General features: G+C 59.7%; 18 protein-coding genes. 4 read left to right on the forward strand and 14 right to left on the reverse strand.

The genetic code is table 11. The features are described from left to right. Nucleotides 1-153: 153 nt before the first annotated feature. From KPHS_35940 to KPHS_36030, 10 genes are all read right to left on the reverse strand, one after another. Entirely contained in the window at nucleotides 154-927 is a 774-nt protein-coding gene (locus KPHS_35940) for a peptide ABC transporter ATP-binding protein (protein YP_005227894.1), read from the reverse strand. A gap of 10 nt (nucleotides 928-937) precedes the next feature. After that, nucleotides 938-1,801: a putative dipeptide ABC transport system ATP-binding component gene (locus tag KPHS_35950; protein YP_005227895.1), complete on the reverse strand. Its 864-nt coding sequence runs from the start codon at nucleotides 1,799-1,801 to the stop codon at nucleotides 938-940. Continuing rightward, nucleotides 1,773-2,678 (reverse strand): peptide/nickel transport system permease, encoded by a 906-nt coding sequence (locus KPHS_35960; RefSeq protein YP_005227896.1) that lies wholly within the window; start codon nucleotides 2,676-2,678, stop codon nucleotides 1,773-1,775. Before KPHS_35960 ends, KPHS_35950 begins: the two co-directional genes overlap by 29 nt. After that, on the reverse strand, nucleotides 2,675-3,712 hold the full coding sequence (locus tag KPHS_35970; protein YP_005227897.1) for a putative ABC transport system permease: 1,038 nt from the start codon (nucleotides 3,710-3,712) through the stop codon (nucleotides 2,675-2,677). Before KPHS_35970 ends, KPHS_35960 begins: the two co-directional genes overlap by 4 nt. Then, nucleotides 3,709-5,331 (reverse strand): putative ABC transport system periplasmic binding protein, encoded by a 1,623-nt coding sequence (locus KPHS_35980; RefSeq protein ID YP_005227898.1) that lies wholly within the window; start codon nucleotides 5,329-5,331, stop codon nucleotides 3,709-3,711. The genes KPHS_35970 and KPHS_35980 overlap by 4 nt, the downstream gene beginning before the upstream one ends. A gap of 119 nt (nucleotides 5,332-5,450) precedes the next feature. Then, a complete protein-coding gene (locus KPHS_35990) occupies nucleotides 5,451-6,605 on the reverse strand; it encodes a putative mandelate racemase / muconate lactonizing enzyme (RefSeq protein ID YP_005227899.1) in 1,155 nt (384 codons plus the stop codon). Between the two features lie 297 nt (nucleotides 6,606-6,902). Further along, on the reverse strand, nucleotides 6,903-7,565 hold the full coding sequence (locus tag KPHS_36000; RefSeq protein ID YP_005227900.1) for an HAD-superfamily hydrolase: 663 nt from the start codon (nucleotides 7,563-7,565) through the stop codon (nucleotides 6,903-6,905). A gap of 48 nt (nucleotides 7,566-7,613) precedes the next feature. After that, a complete protein-coding gene (locus tag KPHS_36010) occupies nucleotides 7,614-8,891 on the reverse strand; it encodes a D-arabinitol transporter (protein YP_005227901.1) in 1,278 nt (425 codons plus the stop codon). A gap of 70 nt (nucleotides 8,892-8,961) precedes the next feature. Further along, nucleotides 8,962-10,425, reverse strand: coding sequence for a xylulokinase (locus tag KPHS_36020; protein ID YP_005227902.1), 1,464 nt, complete (start codon nucleotides 10,423-10,425; stop codon nucleotides 8,962-8,964). 9 nt (nucleotides 10,426-10,434) lie between these two features. Beyond that, the gene (locus KPHS_36030) at nucleotides 10,435-11,802 is read right to left on the reverse strand and encodes a D-arabinitol dehydrogenase (protein ID YP_005227903.1); all 1,368 of its coding nucleotides are present in this window, start codon (nucleotides 11,800-11,802) and stop codon (nucleotides 10,435-10,437) included. Nucleotides 11,803-12,008: 206 nt separating this feature from the next. Between KPHS_36030 and KPHS_36040 the strand changes: the two genes are divergently transcribed. After that, nucleotides 12,009-12,950: a SorC family transcriptional regulator gene (locus tag KPHS_36040; RefSeq protein ID YP_005227904.1), complete on the forward strand. Its 942-nt coding sequence runs from the start codon at nucleotides 12,009-12,011 to the stop codon at nucleotides 12,948-12,950. 22 nt (nucleotides 12,951-12,972) lie between these two features. Here the strand turns inward: KPHS_36040 and KPHS_36050 are convergent, their stop codons facing one another. Continuing rightward, on the reverse strand, nucleotides 12,973-13,974 hold the full coding sequence (locus KPHS_36050) for a LacI family transcriptional regulator (protein YP_005227905.1): 1,002 nt from the start codon (nucleotides 13,972-13,974) through the stop codon (nucleotides 12,973-12,975). A gap of 254 nt (nucleotides 13,975-14,228) precedes the next feature. On the opposite strand from KPHS_36050, the gene KPHS_36060 reads away from it, so the two are divergent. From KPHS_36060 to KPHS_36080, 3 genes are all read left to right on the forward strand, one after another. Beyond that, a complete protein-coding gene (locus KPHS_36060) occupies nucleotides 14,229-14,978 on the forward strand; it encodes a ribitol dehydrogenase rbtD (RefSeq protein ID YP_005227906.1) in 750 nt (249 codons plus the stop codon). Nucleotides 14,979-15,004: 26 nt separating this feature from the next. Beyond that, a complete protein-coding gene (locus KPHS_36070) occupies nucleotides 15,005-16,612 on the forward strand; it encodes a ribitol kinase (protein ID YP_005227907.1) in 1,608 nt (535 codons plus the stop codon). 81 nt (nucleotides 16,613-16,693) lie between these two features. Further along, nucleotides 16,694-17,977, forward strand: a complete 1,284-nt coding sequence (locus tag KPHS_36080) for a putative transport protein (RefSeq protein ID YP_005227908.1) — start codon at nucleotides 16,694-16,696, stop codon at nucleotides 17,975-17,977. A gap of 58 nt (nucleotides 17,978-18,035) precedes the next feature. Here KPHS_36080 and KPHS_36090 read toward each other — a convergent pair whose 3' ends face one another. The 3 genes from KPHS_36090 to KPHS_36110 form a co-directional block, all read right to left on the reverse strand. Beyond that, the gene (locus KPHS_36090) at nucleotides 18,036-19,088 is read right to left on the reverse strand and encodes a fructose-bisphosphate aldolase (protein ID YP_005227909.1); all 1,053 of its coding nucleotides are present in this window, start codon (nucleotides 19,086-19,088) and stop codon (nucleotides 18,036-18,038) included. A 147-nt stretch (nucleotides 19,089-19,235) separates the two neighbouring features. Next, nucleotides 19,236-20,036, reverse strand: a complete 801-nt coding sequence (locus KPHS_36100) for a phosphomethylpyrimidine kinase (protein ID YP_005227910.1) — start codon at nucleotides 20,034-20,036, stop codon at nucleotides 19,236-19,238. Next, complete coding sequence (locus tag KPHS_36110) at nucleotides 20,033-20,806, reverse strand: hydroxyethylthiazole kinase (protein ID YP_005227911.1); 774 nt, start codon at nucleotides 20,804-20,806, stop codon at nucleotides 20,033-20,035. The genes KPHS_36100 and KPHS_36110 overlap by 4 nt, the downstream gene beginning before the upstream one ends. Between the last annotated feature and the right edge of the window lie 15 nt (nucleotides 20,807-20,821).

The raw sequence follows: 20,821 nt of genomic DNA on the forward strand, positions 1-20,821 counted from the left end.
CACCTGCGGCTGCAGGAAAAACCTGGGCAGGATATCGATCCAAGCACCGCGCTTACATTAATAGACGATACCCACAACCACAAAAAACCTATAACATCAAATAGTTACCTATTAAAATGGGCGCATCTGCCGTGAGACAATGCGCCATAAAGCTTAGTATTCCGCCACCTCGCGCGCCATTTCGCGCGTATATTGCCGACTGGCGTTAACCAGCATCTGCGTATAGGCCGTCTGCGCCTGGCCGCTGACCAGCGCATCGACCGTCAGGGTTTCGAGGATCTTCCCGTACTGCATCACCGCCACTTTCTGGCATAAGTGGGCAATAACCCCAAGATCGTGGGTGACCATCAGGTAAGTGAGCTTAGCCTCCCGCTGCAGTTCCGCCAGCAGGTTAAGGATCTCAGCCTGCACCGACACATCCAGCGCCGACGTCGGCTCATCCAGCAGCAGCACCTGAGGCTCAAGAATCAGCGCTCTGGCTATCGCCACGCGCTGCCGCTGCCCGCCGGAGAGCTGATGCGGATAGCGCTCGCGAAAGGCGCGGTTGAGACCAACTTTATCCAGCAGCACATTGATCCGCCGGTCGCGGTCGTTGATACGATGGATCTGCAGCGGCTCTTCGAGGATATCGCCAATGGTGTGACGGGGATGCAGCGATCCGTAGGGGTCCTGAAATACCATCTGCACCTGACGGCAGCGCTCGCGGCTAATTTCATGCCCTAAGGGCTGAGCATCGATGGTCAGTTCCCCCTGCCAGTGGGTAAACAGCCCCGCCAGGCACTTGAGCACCGTCGTTTTACCGGAACCGGACTCTCCTACCAGACCGTAGATCTCGCCGGGCTTAACGTGGAAACTGACGTCATACAGCACCTGGTTACGCTTCTCCCCCTCGCCAAACGCGAGGTTGAGATGTTGAACTTCAATCATTATCCGCTCCTTAATCCGTTAACCAGCTGGCCTGACGCTGCAGCACCGGCAGTATCGGGCGACGATGCTGCATATCCGGCAGCGAGTTAATCAATCCCTGAGTGTAGGGGTGACGGGCGTGATCGAGATCTTTAGCGGCGATGGACTCCACTACCCGTCCGGCGTACATCACCAGCACCCGGTCGCAGAAGCTGCGCACCAGGTTGATATCGTGGCTGATAAAAATCAGCCCCAGCCCGCGCGACTGAACCAGGTCATCCAGCAGGCCCAGCACCTGCAGGCGCACCGACACGTCCAGCGCGGAGGTGGGCTCATCGGCAATGATCAGCTCCGGGTCGGTAATCAGCATCATGGCGATCATGATGCGCTGCCCCTGTCCGCCGGATATTTCATGCGGATAAAGCTGATAAACGCGCTCCGGCTGGCGAATACGCACCACCTCCAGCATCTCCAGCGCCCTGGCTTTCGCCTCATCTTTGCGCCCGGGATGATGAGTAAGCCAGGCCTCGGCGATTTGCTTACCCACGCAGACCACCGGATTCAGCGAATATTTCGGATCCTGCATAATCATCGAGATACGTTTGCCGCGTACGCCGCGCATCTGCGCTTCGCTAAGATGCTGCAGATCGAGGTCGGCAAACTGCATCCGGCTGGCGCTGACGCGGGCCTTTTTCGGATGCAGCTGCAGCAGCGCGCGCCCAACGGTGGACTTACCCGAACCGGATTCGCCGACAATAGCCAGCTTCTCATGCCCCAGCTGGAAGGAGACGCCGCGCACGGCGTGGGTCACCGCGCTACCGTTAACAAAGTCGACGCACAAATCGCGCACGTCGAGCAGCGGTGCATTATTCACTACGGGGATCGAGGATGTCACGTAGGCCATCTCCTAAGAAGTTGAACGCTAAGCTATTGATCAAAATCGCCAGCCCCGGAATGGTTACGACCCACCAGCACTCCATCATATAAGTGCGCCCGCTGGAGATCATCGCTCCCCACTCCGGCTCTGGCGGCTGCGCGCCGAGGCCGAGAAAGCCTAGGCCGGCCGCGGTCAGAATGATCCCGGCCATATTCATGGTGATACGGATAATGACCGAGGGCAGACACAGCGGCACGATATGGCGCCAGAGGACGCGGGCCGATGAAGCGCCCTGCAGACGCACGGCGGAGATAAAATCGGCCTGGCGCAGTGAGAGCGTTTCGGCGCGCGCCAGACGGGCAATCGGCGGCCAGGCGGTCAGCGTGATGGCGATAACCACGTGCTCCAGCCCCGGTCCTAAAGCGGCGACAAACGCCAGCGCCAGGACCAGACTCGGGAAGGAGATGAAAATATCGGTGACGCGCATCAGCACCATATCGACTTTACCGCCGAAATAGCCGGCGCTGACGCCCAGCAGCAGTCCGAGCGGACCAACGGTCACTGAGACCAGCAGCACGATATAGAGCGTGATGCGGGAGCCGTACACCAGGCGACTAAAGATATCCCGGCCAAACTCATCGGTGCCGAACCAGTGCTGCGCATTCGGCGCGACCAGCGCACTATTCAGGTCCTGTACCAGCGGGTTATAAGGCGCAATCAGCGGCGCGAAAATCGCCACCACCAGCAGCAGAAAGATAATTCCTCCGCCGATGGCCGTGAGCGGATTGCGCGCCATTTTGCCGATAAACCCGACGGCCCGCGCCGCCGCGCGTTGCAGCCGCTGACGGCCTTCGCCCGCACCACCCGAAAGCGGCGAATCCAGAGAAACGGTCATGATTTTGTCCTCGGGTCAAAGAATTGATACAGCATGTCGGAGAGCAGGTTGAGCATCACGAAGATCACCCCCACCAGCAGCACGCAGCCCATCACCGCATTCATATCGCCCAGCAGCAAGCTTCCGGTAAGGTAGGAGCCAAACCCCGGCCATGAGAAGACGGTTTCAATCAGCACCGCGCCTTCCAGCAGCGCGCCGTAGGCCAGCGCCACCACCGTCAGCAGTTGCACGAGGATGTTACGAAACGCATGGTTCCAGATAACCTGGCGCTCGGTCAGCCCTTTCACCCGGGCGGTAATAATGAACTCCTGCGACAGCTGGGCCAGCATAAAGCTGCGGGTCATACGGCTGATATAAGCCAGCGAGTGAAAACCCAGCAGCGAGGCGGGAAGAATCAGATGATTAATGGCGTTCCAGAACACCTGGCCGTTGCCGGCCAGCAGCGCATCAACGGTGATCAGCCCGGTGCGGCGCGGCACCACACCATCCAGCCCGAGATCTACCCTCCCGGCGCCGCCTACCCAGCCAAGCCAGGCATAGAACACCAGCAGCCCCATCATCCCGACCCAAAAGATCGGCGTCGAGTAGCCCGCCAGGCTGATAATGCGTACCACATAATCGGAGACGCTATTGCGCCGCGCTGCCGCCAACACGCCCAGCGGAATACCAAGACCCGCGCCGACAATAATCGCCATCGTTGCCAGCTCCATGGTGGCCGGGAAGACGCGGATAATATCGTCCACCACCGGTTTCCCGGTCAGCAGCGCGTTGCCCAGATCGCCGTGCCACAGGTTGACGAAATAGATGCCAAACTGGGTGGTCAGCGATTTATCAAACCCCAGCTGCTGGTAAACCTGCTGATAGGTACTCTGGTCAGCATCCGGGCCGACAATCGCCAGCACCGGGTCGATGGGCATGACGCGGCCAATGGTAAAGGTCAGCAGCAGCAGGCCGAACAGTGTAATCACCACCTGCAGTAGCCGTTTTGATAAGCGCCGGCCGCGTGAGCCGGGCGCAAGGATTGCGGTACTCATCCTTTCTCTCCTTCGCGGACTTTATAGACGTCACGCAGAAAAGTGGTGGCGGAGGGGTGCGGCTGATACTCCCGTACCTCGTTGCGCACGACGACCGAATCAACCATCTGCGAAAGCGGAATTAAAGCCGGAACCAGCTGGTCGTAGCGTGTCTGGATGGCCTGGTAGTCAGCCACCTGTTTTTGCGGATCGCGTTCCAGCAGGGCCTGGTCAATCATCGTATTCAGTTGCGGGTCGTAAAAACCGGTACGCCAGCCCTGGAAGTTGGTCAGGCGCGCCTTATCGCTGTTATCCGGGTTATAGACCAGCGCGCGCAGGCTGGAGTGCGGATGCGGCTCCATCCCGCTGCCGCCGCGACCTACCAGCAGGTCAAATTTACGCTCGCGCATTGCGCCGTAGATCTGGTTACCAGTGCCGGTGATTATTTTGGCGTTAATCCCCGCCTGCATCAGCGTCGACTGCACGGCGATAGCGATGTTAAGAAATGGCTGATCGGAGAGTACCCGCAGCGTGGTATCAAAGCCGTTGGGATATCCCGCTTCCGCCAGCAGCTTTTTCGCCCGCGCCACGTCCAGCCTGTAGCCGGGATCGGGTAGCGTGGACGGCATTCCCGCTTTGATAGGCCGCTGGTGCAGCACGCCGTAGCCCGGCATCAGCGCTTTATTGATACCCTGGTAATCAATCAGATAGCGCACCGCCTCGCGCACTTTCGGATTGGCGAAGTGCGCCTCTTTCATGCTCATCGCCACGTAGTACATGGTGCCGCGCTGCACCGCATCGACGGTCAGCTGCGGGTCGCTGCGCAGGGCGTTGATATCGGAAACCGCCATATTGTTGGCAATATCAAGGTCGCCTTTTTCGATCATCAGGCGCAGAGTTTGCGACTCCTGGAAATGACGCAGTACCACGCGGCTCATTTTCGCCTCGCCGCGCCAGTAGTCAGGGTTGCGCTTCATGCGCAGCACATCTTTCGCCTGCCAGGTTTCGAGGATAAACGGCCCGGAACCGGCTTCATGGGTGGTTAGCCAGCGGTTACCCCAGTCGTTATCCTGCTGGTGGCTTTGCACCGTTTTACTGTCCAGCACTCCGAGGTTGCCCAGCGCCGCCAGCGAGTAAATCACCAGCTGCGGATCGTTATCTTTGGGTAATACGATTTGCACCGTGAAGCGGTCCGGCGCGCTGACCTGGCTGTCGATATTTTTCTTACTGAAGCCATAGGATTTCCATACTGAGGCCTGGGCCAGGTTGAGGTGCAGGATGCGCCGCATTGACCACACGACGTCGGCGGCGGTCAGCGGGTTGCCGGAGTGAAACTTAACGTCATCGCGCAGATGAAAGGTCAGGGTTTTGCCGTCGGGGCTGATATCCCAGGATTTCGCCAGCGCGGGCCTGACGGTGGTGAGCTGCTCAGGGTCAAGCTCCACCAGCGAGTCGTAGAGGTTGACCACGATCCCCACCACTTCGTTACCGGTCATCGCCGCCGGGTCAAGGGTGAGCAGGTTATTCATATTCATGCCGATGATCAGCTGGTCGGGCGGCGTTTTCGCCACCGCCTCCCCGCTCCCCATCGACATGGCGAGCGCGAGAATACACGCTCCCAGTAAGGAGGTTTTTTTCATATCTCTGTTTGCCTGTACTGTAGGGTACATGTTGCCGGATGGCGGCATTTTCGGCTTATCCGGTCTACCGGGCCGCAGGCTCGATAAGCGCAGCGCCATCGGGTATTTATTTTTTTAAATCAGTCGTGGCTAACGGTATTGGCTTCGATATACGCAAAATTAATGTCTTCACCGAGACCCGGACGTTGTGACAAATGCACAAATCCCTGGTCATCCATCGGGTCGACAATGCTGTTGAGATAGGCCGCCGGTTCATCGTAGTCGAGGAACGGATGCAGCAGGCCGCGCTCGTACCAGCGGCAGTTGCGGATCGCGCCCACCACCGCCAGGCTTGCCGCTCCGTTGCCGTGGACTTCGCAATCCATGCCGAAAGATTCCGCCAGCGCCGCCACCTTCATGGTCGGTGTAATCCCCCCCACGCCGTTAGCGCCGGCGCGCAGAATGTCGCAGGCCCCGGCTTTCACCCATTCGGCGCGCATGTGGTGCTTGCCGCCGAAGCTCTCCGGCCCGACGATGGGAATCGACAGGTTTTCCGCCAGCCACGCATAGGAAGACATCGAATCCTCCTCCATCGGCTCTTCAAACCAGGCGAAATTGAGTTTTTCCAGCTCTTTGCCGATCCACAGCGCCTCGGCGCGGCTGTACCAGTGATAGCCATCAATCATCAGGTCAATATCCGGCCCTACGGCTTCGCGCACCGCCGCGCAGGCTTTAATGTCCATTTTGGGATTGGGCGCAAAAGAGATTGGCGGCATCCAGGTGTGCAGTTTGATGGCCTTGTAGCCGCGGGCGACCAGCTTCTCAGCAAAAGCGGCATACTCTTCCGGGGTCGACAGGCCGCCCGGCAGATCGTCGCCGCACATGGTGCTACCGTAAGCCGGGACAGTGTCGCGATAGCCGCCGAGCAGCTTATAAACCGGCATCTTAAGGCTGCGGCCGATCAGGTCCCACAGCGCCTGTTCAACAAACGACAGCGCGCGCTCCGTTAGCTGATGTGCGCTGCCGCGCTGCCAGTGGTTAAGATCCTGCCAGATACGCTCACGGTTAAACGGGTCCTGTCCCACCAGCACTTTGCGAAAAAAAGTATTCACCACGAACGGGCGCACGACTTCCGGAGGCGCAAACGAAAAGCCCTGCGCCCCATCATCAGCGGTGATGGTCAGCATCGCCATTTTGGCCATGCTTTCAACCCCCGGATGGGAGTGCCCGGCGCTGTCGGAAACCCGACGAGTGGGATATTGGAAAACGGTGACATTCACAGATTCAATTTTCATGCTCGGTCCTTATCACGGCCAAATCCGATCGACATAAGCAGATCGGCAAAGCGGTTTCACATTATTGAAAATACGTTTCAATATATAATCTAAGCACAACTTCGTAGTAGTGCCTCGGACAAACACCGCTAAGCAAGGCCATAAATTTGGGCATTGGCACAACAAGACGTGACTGTTTTCACAAAAGATGAGCGAAATGTGAGGCAGATCGACCAGGAGAAAAAAGGGCGTGAGCGCAGAAAAGAGATTAACCGACCAGCTACATCCCGGGAATGTCTGCGCCCACAAATGGCTGACTTATACCACCGCCGCTGGCTCCGCGCTAAGCGCTTCCAGCAGTTCAGGTAAGGTTTGATAGCGGCCAGCGGCGGCCTGAAAACGCGCGTGCTGGCTATCTTCTGCAATCACTATCGTGGCAATCCCCGCCGACTGGGCCGCGCAAAAGCCGGTAAAGCTATCCTCAATCACCAGACACTGGCTGGCGTTGAGATTGAGCTTCCGCAGCGTCGTGAGGTACACCGCCGGGTGCGGTTTGCCGCATGGTTCATCATCCGCGCTGGAGATCGCGTCAAAAAAGTGCCAGAGCGAAAGCTTGTTCAGCACAGCGGCAATAACCTGACGAGATGATGACGTGGCGAGCGCAATCTTATAACCCGCTTCGCGAAAATAGCGTAACGCCTCCTGCACCCCGCGCATCGGTTCGCCTTTCGCGGCAATCAGGCGGGTGATGCGCTGCAGGATGGCGTCTTCAAGCCGCTGCGGAGCGAGATCAAGCTGAAAATAGCGGCACCAGGTGCCGGCAATGTCGTCGAGGCGCTTGCCCTTGGTCAGGGTTTCACATTCAGCAACGCTCGCCGTTGCTCCCCACTGCGCGAGGGCGTCAATCTGCGCCTGACGCCACAGCGCCTCGGAATCAATAATCACGCCATCCATGTCAAAAATAACCGCCTGCATACTCATTCGTTCACCTCATTAAGGCTGGCATGAAGCGCATGCCAGCCGCAGTACCTATGAGAATTCAACCTGCTCGCGGGCGGTTGCTTCCTTGTGGGAGAACCCCGGCTGCTCCACGCGGATAAAGGCGCAGAGGAAAAAGGCCACCACGTACAATCCGGTATAGGCGATCACCACCCCGATGGTGCTGAAGAACGGCAGCAGCACCACGGCAATCGCCGGCGCGAGAAAGTTCGACATCCCCGCCGACAGGTTATAGACCGAAATGGCCGCACCTTTATGCTTCGGCTCCAGCGCCGGGAACACGGCCGCCAGCGGCACGAAGGCGGCGACAAAGATCCCGAGGGCGATGGCGGGGATCAGCGCCATCGCAAAGCTATGGCCAAAGTGCTGAGGAATATAGTAAAACGCCAGGCTGGAGAGCGCCATCCCGATGCAGCCGAACCAGCGCACCACCTTCATCCAGCCCAGTTTTTCCCCGAGGATCCCCCACAGCACGTTAGAGAAAATGGTGGTGAAGAAGAAGACTGCCCATACCTGGAGCCATTCTGAAGTGCTGAAGCCCAGCTCATCGACAAACATCATCGGCATAATCACCGCAAAACCGAACAGCGAGAGGGTATTGATAATCCTCACCATGCTCGACAGCAGAATATTGCGGTTGGTATAGAGCAGCGTCGCGGCGCGTCCCAGCTCGGAAAACTTCTCACGGGTGGTGAGATTCTGCATATGCTGCGGCGTTTGAATATGGCGCAGGGAAACCAGGGCAATCACGCCCCCGGTAAGGCAGAAGGCCAGCGCCAGCCACAGGGTGCCCATTTCGCCAATGTGCGGAATGGTAAAGCTCGGAATATAGCTGCCGAAGACCCCGATGCCGATGGAATACACCGCCCAGAACCAGCCGATGGCCGAGCTGGCGTTGTCGCTTTTGACGTTATGGACAATCGCCACGATAAACGAGTAGAGGAACAGCGGATAGGCGAAGCCGCGGATGCCGTAGAAAAGCAGGATCAGCGCATAGTTGGCGTGACCGAGGCCGAAAACGAGGAACAGCACGTGGAATACGCACCACAGCACGAAGCCAATCATCATCGTTTTCAGCGGGGTGATAATTTCCGCCACCACCCCGGAAATCCACGCCGACAGCGCAGCGGCCAGGCCGTAGAGGGTAAAGGCAAAGGAGGCCTCCGCCGGAGAGAAGCCGAGCGCTTTGATATAGTGCGACAGAAAGGCTAATTCAAAACCGTCGCCGGTCATAAATACGGCAATGGCGATGTATCCCCAGAGCAGGTTCAGGGGTAAACCGAGCCACTGTTTATTATTGATAGACATAATGACCTCGTTTTCAGGGTACAGGGTGGCCGCTCCGCGACGTGCAACGAAGCGGCGGTTATGATGAAAATCAGTGCTGTCGATAGTGCAGATCGTTTAAATACAGGGCTTTAAACTGCGCGTAGCGTTGCATCAGGGTGTGGTGGCGAATGGGATCCGCACGCCAGGTCTGCCAGACTTCCGGTTTTTCACACACCGCGGCAATGGGTTTGCCCGCCGCCAGGCAGGCCAGCCGCGCCGCGCCCAGTGCGCCGCCGGTCTCTCCGCCTTTGTGGGTCACCACCGGCATAGCGAGAATATCGGCCAGCAGCTGGGCCCAGAACGGGCTGCGGGCGCCCCCGCCCACCAGCGAGCACTGCGCGATCGGCGTCCCGCTCTCTTTCAATGCCTGCAGGCCGTCGTTGATCCCAAAGCTCACCCCCTCCAGCACCGCGTAGCCGAGCTGCGCGCGCAGGCTGGCGTGGGTCATGCCCCAGAAGATGCCGCGCGCGTCAGGATCGTTATGCGGGGTTCGTTCCCCGGAGAGATAGGGCAGGAAGAACGGCGCGTTGGCTTTATCCTCCTCGCTTAGCTCGGCAATCTCCGCCAGCAGCGCCACCTCCGTGGTGCCGGTCAGACGGCAGAACCACTGCAAACAGCTGGCGGCGCTCAGCATGACGCTCATCTGGTGCCACAGGTTCGGCAGCACGTGACAAAACGCATGTACCGCCGACTGCGGCGCCGGACGATAGGCATCGGTCACCACAAACAGCACCCCGGAGGTGCCGAGCGAAATAAACGCATCCCCCGGCGAGACCGCGCCGACGCCAATGGCGCTGACCGCGTTATCCCCCCCGCCCCCGGCCACCACCACCGAGGCGTTCAGCCCCCAGCGGGCAGCCACCTGCGGGTCAAGGGTGGCGGAAATCTCGCAGCCTTCGACCAGCGTCGGCATTTGGCTACGCGACAGGCCGCACTTGTCCAGCAGAGCGTCGGACCAGTCGCGCTTCGCCACGTCCAGCCACAGCGTCCCGGCGGCGTCCGACATATCGGAGACTTTCTTCCCGGTCATCCGGTAGCGCAGATAATCCTTGGGCAGCAGCACCGTGGCGGTGCGCTGAAAGTGCTGCGGCTCATGACGGCGCACCCACAACAGCTTCGGCGCGGTAAAGCCCGGCATCGCCAGGTTGCCCGCCACCTGATGCAGCTTCGGCGCCATCGCCTCCAGCTCGGCGCACTCTGCGGCGCAGCGGGTGTCGTTCCACAGAATGGCCGGACGGATCGCCTGCCCCTCTGCATCCAGCAACACCGCGCCGTGCATCTGCCCGGAGAGGCCAATCGCCTTAATGGCCGGCCAATGCTGGGCGCATTTTTCCCGTAGCGTGGCCATCAGGTACTCCGTCGCCTCCCACCATAGCTCCGGCGCTTGTTCTGACCAGTGCGGATGAGGCCGCTGAATACTCAGCGGCGCGCTATGGCTGGCGATAACCTCATGGTTCTCATCAATGACCAGCGCTTTGACTTCCGATGTGCCGAGATCGATACCCAGATACATAGCCACCTCTTAGTTAATCAGCGTGTAAACGGCGGCGACTTTCTCGCGCATCAGCGCCAGGAAATCCGCGTTGTTGGCGAGATCACCAAACAGGGCTTTATCGCGCGCGTAGACAGCCACCGGATCCTGAGCCTCGAACATCTCATGCACCGCCTGCGCATCCAGGATGCCGTCCTGGTACTGATACGGCAGAGTTCCCTTGTGCCACTGCTCCATAAAGACGAAGAACAGCGCCGGCAGCATGGCGGTCGCTTCCGGGCGGACGCCGCGCTGGTAGCACTCCTGCAAGGTTGGCGCGATCATCGCCGGAATTTTCGAGAAGCCGTCGGCGGCGACGCGCTGGTTGGTGTCCTGGATATAGGGGTTGGTAAAGCGCTTAAGCACCACATCCCGGTAGGTCGGCAGATCAATGCCGTTGTCGCCGAGACACGGAATAACGTCCTCCGTAACGTAGCGGTCGGCAATGGCGTAGATAACATCGGTCAGCGTGCTTTCATGAATATACTGCTGGCCGATTAAGGTTCCCGCCCAGGCAATGCAGCTGTGCGACGCGTTCAGAATGCGAATTTTCGCCTCTTCATACGGGATGACCGACTCCACCATCTCCACGCCGACCGCCTCCAGATTCGGGCGGGCATCGCGGAAGTTGTTCTCCACTACCCACTGGATAAAGGTCTCCCCCATCACCGGCGCTTTGTCATCAATTCCGGTTTGCGCTTTGATGCGGGCCGGCAGATCGGCCGCCGGACGCGGGGTGATGCGGTCCACCATGGTGTTCGGACAGGTGGTATTGGCCGCCATCCAGTCAATCACCGCCTGTTTGCCGGTGAGCTGCAGGAACTCGACCATACCGTCGTGGAAACGCTCGCCGTTATGACGCACGTTATCGCAGTTGAGCAGGGTCAGCGGCCCGGCGTTGTCGGCCATGCGCTTTTCCAGGATCCGCGCGAGGGTGCCGTAAATGGTTTTGCACTCGCCTTGCAGGTCGGCCTGCAGATCGGGGTTGCTGGTTTCCAGCCGATGGCGAGTGTTCAGGTAGTACCCCCCTTCCGTCACAGTAAAGGCGATAACTTTGGTCTGCGGGTTTGCCCCTTCGTTAATCAGCGGCTGTAGCCCGGCCTGCCACGGCAGCAGTTTCTGGATTGAGGTGATCTCTTCATATTCGCGCTCCCCTTCCGGGCTGACGGTCTCGAGGACGTAACGTCCTCCCTGCGCCGCCAGCGCCTGGACCACCTGCTCGGCGTCGTTGCGAATATTCCCCGCCGCGATGCGCCAGCGATTATCCCCGGAAGCAATCAGACGATGCAGATACCACGCCTGATGCGCACGATGAAAAGAACCCAGACCGATATGAAGCCATGTGAATTGATTGTTCATGTTCTGCTCTCCTTGAGTTGATGGCGCCACTGTAATTGATCATTTGACCAAAATAAGAGCCATGGATCACAAAAGAGCAATTACCCAATTAAATTACAAATGACCAGTAAAGAGCAAAAGCTTGCCAGTTATGCCAACCACGGCGAGAATGCGGGTATTCGCCGGGCCAATTGCGTGCCCTGGCCAGCAACTTAGGGCGGGAAACCATGAGTAAAGAAGACGATATCCGGTTGGATCAGAAGGTGCGTGCCGCATGGATGTACTACATCGCCGGCCAGAATCAGAGCGAGATTGCCAGCCAGCTGGGCACCTCCAGACCGGTGGTGCAACGGCTGATCGCCGCCGCGAAAGAAGAAGGGATTGTGTCGATTAATCTGCACCATCCGGTAGCGAACTGCCTCGATTATGCGCAGTTGCTGCAGGAAAAATACCGCTTGATCGAGTGCAATGTGGTCCCCGCCTTTAGCGAAGAAAGCACCCTCGACAGTGTGTCATTTGGCTGCTATCAGCTGATGGCTCGCTATCTGCAGGATGATAAAGAGAAAATTATCGGTCTGGGCTCGGGCCTGACCCTGAAAAAAGCGCTGCAGCGCATCGATTTTGACAGCCTGAATACCCGCTGCGTGGCGCTGATCAGCGCCATGAACGCCGACGGGCAGTGCAATTATTACGATGACGTGCCCCTGCTGCTGACCCGCAAAATTAAGGCCAAGTACTATCAGTGGCCGGCGCCGCGCTACGCCCAAAGCGCGGATGAGTATGAAATGTGGTGCACCAATCGCCTATTCCGCAGCGTCTCCAGCGTCGCCCGCGAGGCGGACGTGATTTTTGTCGGCATTGGTCCGCTGGGCACGCAAAGTCCGATCTTTAAAGACGGCTTTATCAATCAGGCGCAGATGGATGAGCTGACCGCCCGCGGCGGCATCGGGGAGATCCTCGGGCGGTTTATTGATGCGCAAGGCGACGTGGTAGACAGCGAGATCAACCGCATGATCACCAGCTATGATATCCGCCAGAGCCACTGCCCGCGGATTGCCGCTGCCTGTGGAGAACATAAACGACCGGCGATCCTGGCTGCCCTTAAAGGCGGCTGGATTAATGGCCTGGTGACCGATGAGCATACCGCCCGCTGGCTGCTGACACGGTAACGTCGAACAGCCAGACAGCGACTCAGCTGCTGCTCATCAGTCGCGGGGGAATTTCAATCCGCTGCTGGCTGGCTTCGCCGGCGTCAATAATCGAAAAAACAGCGTCCAGCATCGCCGGCACGTCCTGCTGCACCATGTCGATATCGTGCCCCAGCAGATAGACAAACGGATCCCAGTCGAAGCAGCCCATCGGCGGCTGCTCGCTGCCGGTCAGACCCACCTGCGACAGCCAGCGCACAACCCCTTCCAGGGATATCGTCGAGTTAACAAATATCCCCTGCAACAGCGTCTTCGCGCTGCTAAACCGCTCCTGCAGGCAGGCCTCAACGTGGCCTTTCGAATAGCCGGGAGCCAGAATATTCGCCTGCGGCACGCTAAGCCCCAGCTCGCGATGCGCATCGTGGAAGCCGCGTAAACGCTCGCTGGTGTTATGGTCGCTGCTGCGCCCGCCGATAAAGGTCAGCGGCGCCAGCTCTCCGCGGCGGCGGGCGCTATTAGCCAGGATCTTATGAGTCAGCGCTTTCGCGCCGCCGTAGTTATCCGAAATCACCGACGGCGAGAGAGAGCCCGGCAGGTCGAGATTGACCGTTGGCACGCCCGCCTGCTGGCATAGCGCGGAAATTTTATCCGGATTGGTCGCCCCGGTCGCGACCACCCAGTCAACCTGCCAGGAGAGCATCGCCTTTACCGCTTCGATCTCCAGTTCCGGACGCCGGCGCGTACAGGTGATAATCGGCAGCAGGCCGCGCTCGCGGGCCATCTCCTCAAAGCGTTCGGCGATGGAACCGAAGTAGCGGTTATCATATTTGGGGATAATCATACCGATGACGTGTGATTTTTTACTGCGCAGCATGCTGGCCTGACGGTTAATCGCATAGCCCTGCTCCTCGGCAATCCGCGTCACCTTTTCCGCAAGCTTGGCGCTGATGCGGCGCTTTTTCCAGTTACCGTTGAGGATAGCGCTCACCGCGCTCGCCGAAACGCCGGAAAGTTCCGCCAGGTCGTAAATCGTTATCTTCTTCATTTTTCCAACTTGCGTCACAAAATCATGTCGCTGTTAATTTCCCCACTTGCTCAATCGATGAAGCGAGAGCAACATAGCTTCATCGATTGAGCATCCTTTTCACGCCAGGAAGTACGCGCGCATACCGCCTCAACATGCCAGCAAGCCTGAATTAAGATGCTGATATTCAATATGTTACCAGGTTTAGTCTATCACCTCGAACGTGATGCCCTCGCGTTCGATAGTTTTAACCAGATACGGCAAAGGATTATAAAATGAACCACTCTGTCTCCTCTATGAATACTTCCCTCAGCGGTAAAGTCGCCGCGATCACCGGCGCGGCGTCCGGTATCGGCCTCGAGTGCGCGAGGACCCTGCTGGGAGCTGGCGCAAAAGTGGTACTGATCGACCGCGAAGGCGAAAAGCTCAACAAACTGGTCGCCGAACTTGGCGAAAACGCCTTCGCCCTGCAGGTCGACCTGATGCAGGCGGACCAGGTCGATAACCTACTGCAGGGCATTTTGCAGCTTACCGGGCGTCTCGATATCTTCCACGCCAACGCCGGCGCCTATATCGGCGGGCCGGTGGCCGAGGGCGACCCGGACGTCTGGGACCGCGTGCTGCACCTCAATATCAACGCCGCCTTCCGCTGCGTGCGCAGCGTCCTGCCGCATCTGATCGCGCAAAAATCCGGGGATATTATCTTCACCAGCTCGATCGCGGGCGTGGTGCCGGTGATCTGGGAGCCTGTCTATACCGCGTCGAAATTCGCGGTACAGGCATTTGTGCACACCACTCGTCGCCAGGTGGCGCAGTATGGCGTGCGCGTCGGCGCCGTACTGCCGGGCCCGGTGGTTACCGCTCTGCTGGACGACTGGCCAAAAGCCAAAATGGACGAAGCGCTGGCCAACGGCAGCCTGATGCAGCCGATTGAAGTGGCGGAGTCGGTGCTGTTTATGGTGACGCGTTCGAAAAACGTCACCGTGCGCGACATTGTGATCCTGCCGAACAGCGTGGATCTCTGACCCTGGCCAGCCTGTGAGAGGATGTGATGCAAAACGATACGCAAAACATTATTGGCGTGGATGTCGGTTCGGGCAGCGTGCGCGCCGGGGTATTCAATCTGCGGGGCGAGCTCCTCGCCCACGCGACCCGGGAAATAACCCTGTTTCGCAGCGCCGGAAACAAGGTCGAGCAGTCGAGCCGTGAGATCTGGCAGGCGGTGTGCTACTGCATTAAAACGGCGGTGGCCAGCGCCGGCGTTTCGCCGTCGTCGATAGCCGGGATCGGCTTCGATGCCACCTGCTCGCTGGTGGTGATTGGCGATAACGATGCGCCGCTGGCGGTCGGGCCTTCGGACGATGCGGACCGCAACATTATTGTCTGGATGGATCATCGCGCCACCGGGCAGGCGGAAAAGATCAATGCCACGGGCCACCCGGTACTGCGGTACGTTGGCGGCAAAATCTCGCCGGAGATGCAAACGCCGAAAATTTTGTGGCTGAAGGAGAATCGCCCGCACATCTATCAGCAGGCGCGCCACTTCTTCGACCTCGCCGATTACCTCACCTGGCGCTCAACCGGCGATGAAGCCCGCTCGGTCTGCACGGTGACCTGTAAATGGACCTACCTGGCGCATGAACAACGCTGGGATGCCGGTTACTTCCGCCAGATTGGCCTCGAAGAGCTGGCGGATGAAGATTTTGTCCGCATCGGCCAGCGGATTGTCGATCCAGGCACCCCCTGCGGCGAGGGCCTTTGCGCCACGGCGGCAGAGGAGATGGGCCTGCCGATCGGCACGCCGGTGGCGGTGGGGATGATTGACGCCCACGCGGGCGGCATCGGTACCGTCGGCGTGCTTAACGGCGCGGTCAACAATATGGCCTATGTCTTCGGCACTTCTTCCTGCACCATGACCACCACTCAGGAAGCGGTATTCGTCCCGGGCGTCTGGGGCCCTTACTATTCGGCGATGGTGCCGGGCTACTGGCTAAGTGAAGGCGGGCAAAGCGCCGCCGGCGCGGCTATCGACCAGCTGCTGAGCTTCCATCCGGCGGCGGCGCAAGCGCGCGAGCAAGCGAAAGCCGCAGGCGTCCCTCTGCCGGTCTGGCTGGCGGATCGCGTTCTGACGCAAGTTGCTTCCCCTTCTGAGGCGGTAACGCTGGCCGCCGGTCTGCACGTCGTTCCGGAGTTTCTCGGTAATCGCGCGCCGCTTGCCGATCCCCACGCGAAAGCGCTGATTGCCGGGCTGGGGATGGAGCGGGACCTGGATAACCTGACCGCGCTGTACGTTGCCGGGCTATGCGGGATTGGCTATGGTCTGCGACAGATCATTGACGCCCAGCGCGCCTGCGGAATTGAGAGTGAAAATATCGTCATCAGCGGCGGAGCCGGGCAGCATCCGCTGGTGCGTCAGCTGTTGGCCGACGCCTGCGGCGTTAGCGTCGTGAGCACCGCCAGCCGCGAGCCGGTGCTGTTAGGTTCCGCCATCCTCGGCGCGGTGGCGGGCAGAGTCGCGGCTTCGCTGCCGGAGGCCATGAAGCAGTTTACTCAGGTGGATGCCACCTATCACAGCGAGACGGCGTTTAGCCCGCTTCATCAGCGCAGGTATGCGGCCTATAAGGCGCTACAACAGGCCGGCAGGCTGATTCGCGAATAACATACCTCCTTATTTTATAACAATAATGCTCCGCTGCTGTGCAGCGGAGACACTCATCTGCACTCTGAAATCGAGGTCAACATGTCCGTTAATAACAAACAGTGGTACGGTCTACCGCTCAACCTCATCTGGGGATATGTCGCCATCGCCGTGTTTATGACCGGCGACGGCTTTGAGCTGGCTTTTCTGTCGCACTACATCAAAGCACTCGGATTCACCCCGGCGCAGGCTTCCTTTGCCTTTACTCTCTACGGTCTGGCTGCCGCCCTGTCGGCGTGGGTCTCCGGCGTGGTGGCGGAAATCATTACCCCACGTAAAGCCATGCTGATTGGCTTCGTGCTGTGGTGTGTGTTCCACGTACTGTTCCTCGTCTTCGGCCTCGGTCGCGCCAACTATGCGCTGATCCTGCTGTTTTATGGCATCCGCGGCCTGGCCTACCCGCTGTTCCTCTACTCCTTTATCGTCGCCATTATCCACAACGTCCGCAGCGACAGTTCCAGCTCCGCGCTGGGCTGGTTCTGGGCGGTCTACTCGGTGGGCATCGGCGTGTTCGGCAGCTATATTCCGAGCTTTACCATTCCCCACATTGGCGAAATGGGCACCCTGTGGCTGGCGCTGCTCTTTTGCGCCACCGGCGGCATTATTGCGCTGGTGTCGATGCGTCATACCGAAACGCCGCGCCATATGCAGAACCTGACCACTCGTGAAAAATTCGCCGAACTGGGGCGCGCGGCGACGCTGCTCTATACCAACCGCAGCATTCTGTTCTCGAGCATTGTGCGCATTATCAACACCCTGTCGCTGTTTGGTTTTGCGGTGATCATGCCGATGATGTTTGTTGATGAGCTGGGATTTACCACCTCGGAATGGCTGCAGGTATGGGCGGCATTCTTCTTCACCACGATCTTTTCGAACGTTTTCTGGGGGATTGTGGCGGAGAAAATGGGCTGGATGAAGGTTATCCGCTGGTTCGGCTGCATCGGGATGGCGCTTTCCAGCCTGGCGTTCTATTACCTGCCCCAGCACTTCGGCCATAATTTTGCCATGGCGCTGGTACCGGCTATTGCCCTGGGGATTTTTGTCGCCGCGTTTGTGCCGATGGCGGCGGTGTTCCCGGCGCTGGAGCCGAACCATAAAGGCGCGGCCATTTCGGTCTATAACCTGTCAGCCGGGCTGTCGAACTTTCTGGCGCCGGCGATTGCCGTGGTACTGCTGCCCTACTTCAGCACTATCGGCGTGGTAATAGCCTATACCGCCTTATATATTCTGGCCTTCTTCCTGTGCCCGTTAATCCGCGTTGAACAGCCTGGCTTTACCAGCGATCAGCATGCGAAACCGTTTACCGCCAACGCGGCAGAGTCTTAATAAACCGCATCTGGTACAAACAACGAGCAATCCGGGCGGTGCCGCCCGGATTTTTGCCTTATGCGATAGTCACTTTGCCATCCAGATAAACATCCTGCACGGCATTGATCAGCTTCACGCCGTCGGCCATCGATTTCTTAAACGCTTTGCGACCCAGGATCAGCCCCATGCCGCCGGCGCGTTTATTGATCACCGCCGTGCGCACCGCGTCGGCAAGGTCGGTCTCCCCGCCCGCCGCGCCGCCGGAGTTGATCAGCCCGGCGCGGCCCATATAGCAGTTGGCCAGCTGGTAGCGCACCAGATCGATGGGGTTATCGCTGGTCAGTTTGCTGTACACCCGGTCGTCGGTATAGCCGAAGTTAACCGCTTTGTAGCCGCCGTTATTCTCCGCCATCTTTTGCTTAACGATATCGGCGCCGATGGTGGCCGCCAGGTGGTTGGCCTGACCGGTCAGGTCAGCGGAAACATGATAGTCGACGCCGTCTTTCTTGAACGCCGAATTGCGCAGATAGGCCCACAGCACGGTGACCAGGCCCAGCTCATGGGCCCGCTCAAAGGCGGCGGAAATCTCTTCTATCTGACGACGCGATTGTTCTGAGCCGAAATAGATCGTCGCTCCCACGGCCACCGCCCCCATATTGAACGCCTGCTCAACGCTGGCGTAGAGGGTCTGGTCGTATTCGGTGGGGTAGCTCAGCGTTTCGTTATGGTTGAGCTTCACCAGGAAAGGGATGCGATGCGCGTAGCGGCGCGACACCGAGGCCAGCACGCCGTAGGTCGACGCCACGCAGTTACAGCCGGCTTCGATCGCCAGCTCGACGATATTTTTCGGATCAAAGTACAGCGGGTTGGCGGCAAAGGAGGCGCCCGCCGAGTGCTCCACGCCCTGGTCAACCGGCAGAATGGAAAGGTAGCCGGTTCCCCCCAGGCGTCCGGTATTGTACAGGGTCTGCATATTGCGTAGCACCGCCGGTGGTCGGTTGTTATCCACCATCACCCGATCAACATAATCTGCGCCAGGCAGATACAGCTGGTCGGACGGAATGGTTATACAACGGTGCTGCAACAGGCTCTCGGCATCTTTGCCCAGCAACTGCGTAATATCAGTCATAGCAATCTCCCGTAAGGCCGGCCGAAGCCGGCATGCATTATCCCAACCCAATTTTTTTGGGCAGGTTAAGCCTGGTACCGACTTAGCCTATTTTCCAGCCGGGGGGCCATTTTTTCAGGAGATTCTGCTGTCCCGTTGCGCTGCCATTTACCACCAGGCGTGGAAATGGTGCACCGGCCCGATACCGTGGCCTACCTCCAGAGAGTCGGCCTGCGCCAGAGCCGCCGACAGCCAGGCCTTCGCCTCGATAACGGTGGCTGCCCAGTCCGCGTGACGCGGGCGCAGCGCCGCCAGCGCGGCGGAGAGCGTACAGCCGGTGCCGTGGGTATTTTTGGTCTGCACTCGCGGCGCGGTGAACCGCTGTTCCCCTTCGCGGGTGAAGAGCCAGTCCGGGCTTTCGGCATCGTCGAGATGGCCGCCCTTCATCAATACCGCGCCGCAGCCCAGCGCCAGCAGCGCCCGCCCCTGCTCCAGCATTTCCCGTTCGTTACGCGCATGGGGGGCATCGAGTAGCGCGGCCGCTTCCGGCAGGTTCGGGGTGATCAATGACACCTGCGGCAACAATCGTTGACGCAGGGTCTCCACCGCCGAGGCCGACAGCAGCGGATCGCCGCTTTTCGCCAGCATGACGGTATCCAGCACCACGTTGGCCACCCGGTAGCGCGCCAGCCGCTCGGCCACGGCTTCCACAATATCGGTCTCCGCCAGCATGCCGATTTTGGTGGTATCGATACGCACATCGCTGAACACCGAGTCGAGCTGCGCGGCCACAAAATCCGGTTCGATGCGATAGACCGACTGTACGCCGCGGGTATTCTGCGCCACCAGGGCGGTGATCGCCGAGCAGCCATAGGCCCCCAGCGCGGAGAAGGTTTTCAGATCGGCCTGGATACCGGCCCCGCCGCTGGGATCGGTGCCGGCGATGGTCAGGGCGTTGATGCGTTTCATCCCTGCACCTCCTGATACAGCGCGTCGAGAAACGCCGGAATAAAGCTGCCTGGGCCTCCCTGACGGGCGGCGATCTCCCCGGCCTGCTTCATCAGCCCGCAGGCGGCGGCCACGTTTTCCAGCCGGTCTCCCGGCAGCGCCGCGCTCGCCGCCACCACCGCCGACAGCGCGCAGCCGGTGCCCACCACCCGGGTCATCAGCGGATTGCCCCCCGCCACGCTGAGCACCCGCTCGCCGTCGGTGACGTAATCCACCTCGCCAGTGACCGCCACCACGGTAGCCAGCCGACGAGCCAGCGCCTGGGCCGCCGGCAGCGCCGCGGCGGCCGTATCGGTGGTATCCACCCCGCGCCCGCCGGCGCTCATCCCGGCCAGCGCCAGAATTTCAGAGGCATTGCCGCGAATGGCCGCCGGCTGGAGGACCAGCAGCTCATGACAAAAGGCCGTGCGCACGGTCAGGGCGCCGACCGCCACCGGATCCAGCGTCCAGGGCCTGCCGGCCTGCCGGGCGTGCTCCACCGCGGCGCGCATCGCCACGGCGCGATCTTCGGTCAGGGTACCGACGTTAATTAACAGCGCATCGGCGATAGCGGCAAACTGCGCCGCTTCGCGGGGATCGATCACCATCGCCGGCGAGGCGCCGACGGCCAGCAGAACATTGGCGGTAAAGGTCTGCACCACGTCATTGGTCATGCAGTGCACAAGGGGGGAATGGGCGCGCAGCAGATGGCGCAGGTGCGCGACAGGCGCGGGATTCAACAGCTCAGGCATAGTTTGCTCCCGCCA

The sequence above is a fragment of the Klebsiella pneumoniae subsp. pneumoniae HS11286 genome (assembly GCF_000240185.1).
GTDB lineage: Bacteria > Pseudomonadota > Gammaproteobacteria > Enterobacterales > Enterobacteriaceae > Klebsiella > Klebsiella pneumoniae.

What these genes read in the sequence shown, in the direction of transcription:
- KPHS_36060 (YP_005227906.1), top strand. Translation starts at nt 14,229, where the DNA reads ATGAACCACTCTGTCTCCTCTATGAATACTTCCCTCAGCGGTAAAGTC.
- KPHS_36020 (YP_005227902.1), bottom strand. Translation starts at nt 10,425, where the DNA reads ATGTATCTGGGTATCGATCTCGGCACATCGGAAGTCAAAGCGCTGGTC.
- KPHS_35960 (YP_005227896.1), bottom strand. Translation starts at nt 2,678, where the DNA reads ATGACCGTTTCTCTGGATTCGCCGCTTTCGGGTGGTGCGGGCGAAGGC.
- KPHS_36090 (YP_005227909.1), bottom strand. Translation starts at nt 19,088, where the DNA reads ATGACTGATATTACGCAGTTGCTGGGCAAAGATGCCGAGAGCCTGTTG.
- KPHS_35970 (YP_005227897.1), bottom strand. Translation starts at nt 3,712, where the DNA reads ATGAGTACCGCAATCCTTGCGCCCGGCTCACGCGGCCGGCGCTTATCA.
- KPHS_35990 (YP_005227899.1), bottom strand. Translation starts at nt 6,605, where the DNA reads ATGAAAATTGAATCTGTGAATGTCACCGTTTTCCAATATCCCACTCGT.
- KPHS_35980 (YP_005227898.1), bottom strand. Translation starts at nt 5,331, where the DNA reads ATGAAAAAAACCTCCTTACTGGGAGCGTGTATTCTCGCGCTCGCCATG.
- KPHS_36050 (YP_005227905.1), bottom strand. Translation starts at nt 13,974, where the DNA reads ATGAAGAAGATAACGATTTACGACCTGGCGGAACTTTCCGGCGTTTCG.
- KPHS_36100 (YP_005227910.1), bottom strand. Translation starts at nt 20,036, where the DNA reads ATGAAACGCATCAACGCCCTGACCATCGCCGGCACCGATCCCAGCGGC.
- KPHS_36010 (YP_005227901.1), bottom strand. Translation starts at nt 8,891, where the DNA reads ATGTCTATCAATAATAAACAGTGGCTCGGTTTACCCCTGAACCTGCTC.
- KPHS_36030 (YP_005227903.1), bottom strand. Translation starts at nt 11,802, where the DNA reads ATGAACAATCAATTCACATGGCTTCATATCGGTCTGGGTTCTTTTCAT.
- KPHS_36070 (YP_005227907.1), top strand. Translation starts at nt 15,005, where the DNA reads ATGCAAAACGATACGCAAAACATTATTGGCGTGGATGTCGGTTCGGGC.
- KPHS_36000 (YP_005227900.1), bottom strand. Translation starts at nt 7,565, where the DNA reads ATGAGTATGCAGGCGGTTATTTTTGACATGGATGGCGTGATTATTGAT.
- KPHS_36080 (YP_005227908.1), top strand. Translation starts at nt 16,694, where the DNA reads ATGTCCGTTAATAACAAACAGTGGTACGGTCTACCGCTCAACCTCATC.
- KPHS_36040 (YP_005227904.1), top strand. Translation starts at nt 12,009, where the DNA reads ATGAGTAAAGAAGACGATATCCGGTTGGATCAGAAGGTGCGTGCCGCA.
- KPHS_36110 (YP_005227911.1), bottom strand. Translation starts at nt 20,806, where the DNA reads ATGCCTGAGCTGTTGAATCCCGCGCCTGTCGCGCACCTGCGCCATCTG.
- KPHS_35940 (YP_005227894.1), bottom strand. Translation starts at nt 927, where the DNA reads ATGATTGAAGTTCAACATCTCAACCTCGCGTTTGGCGAGGGGGAGAAG.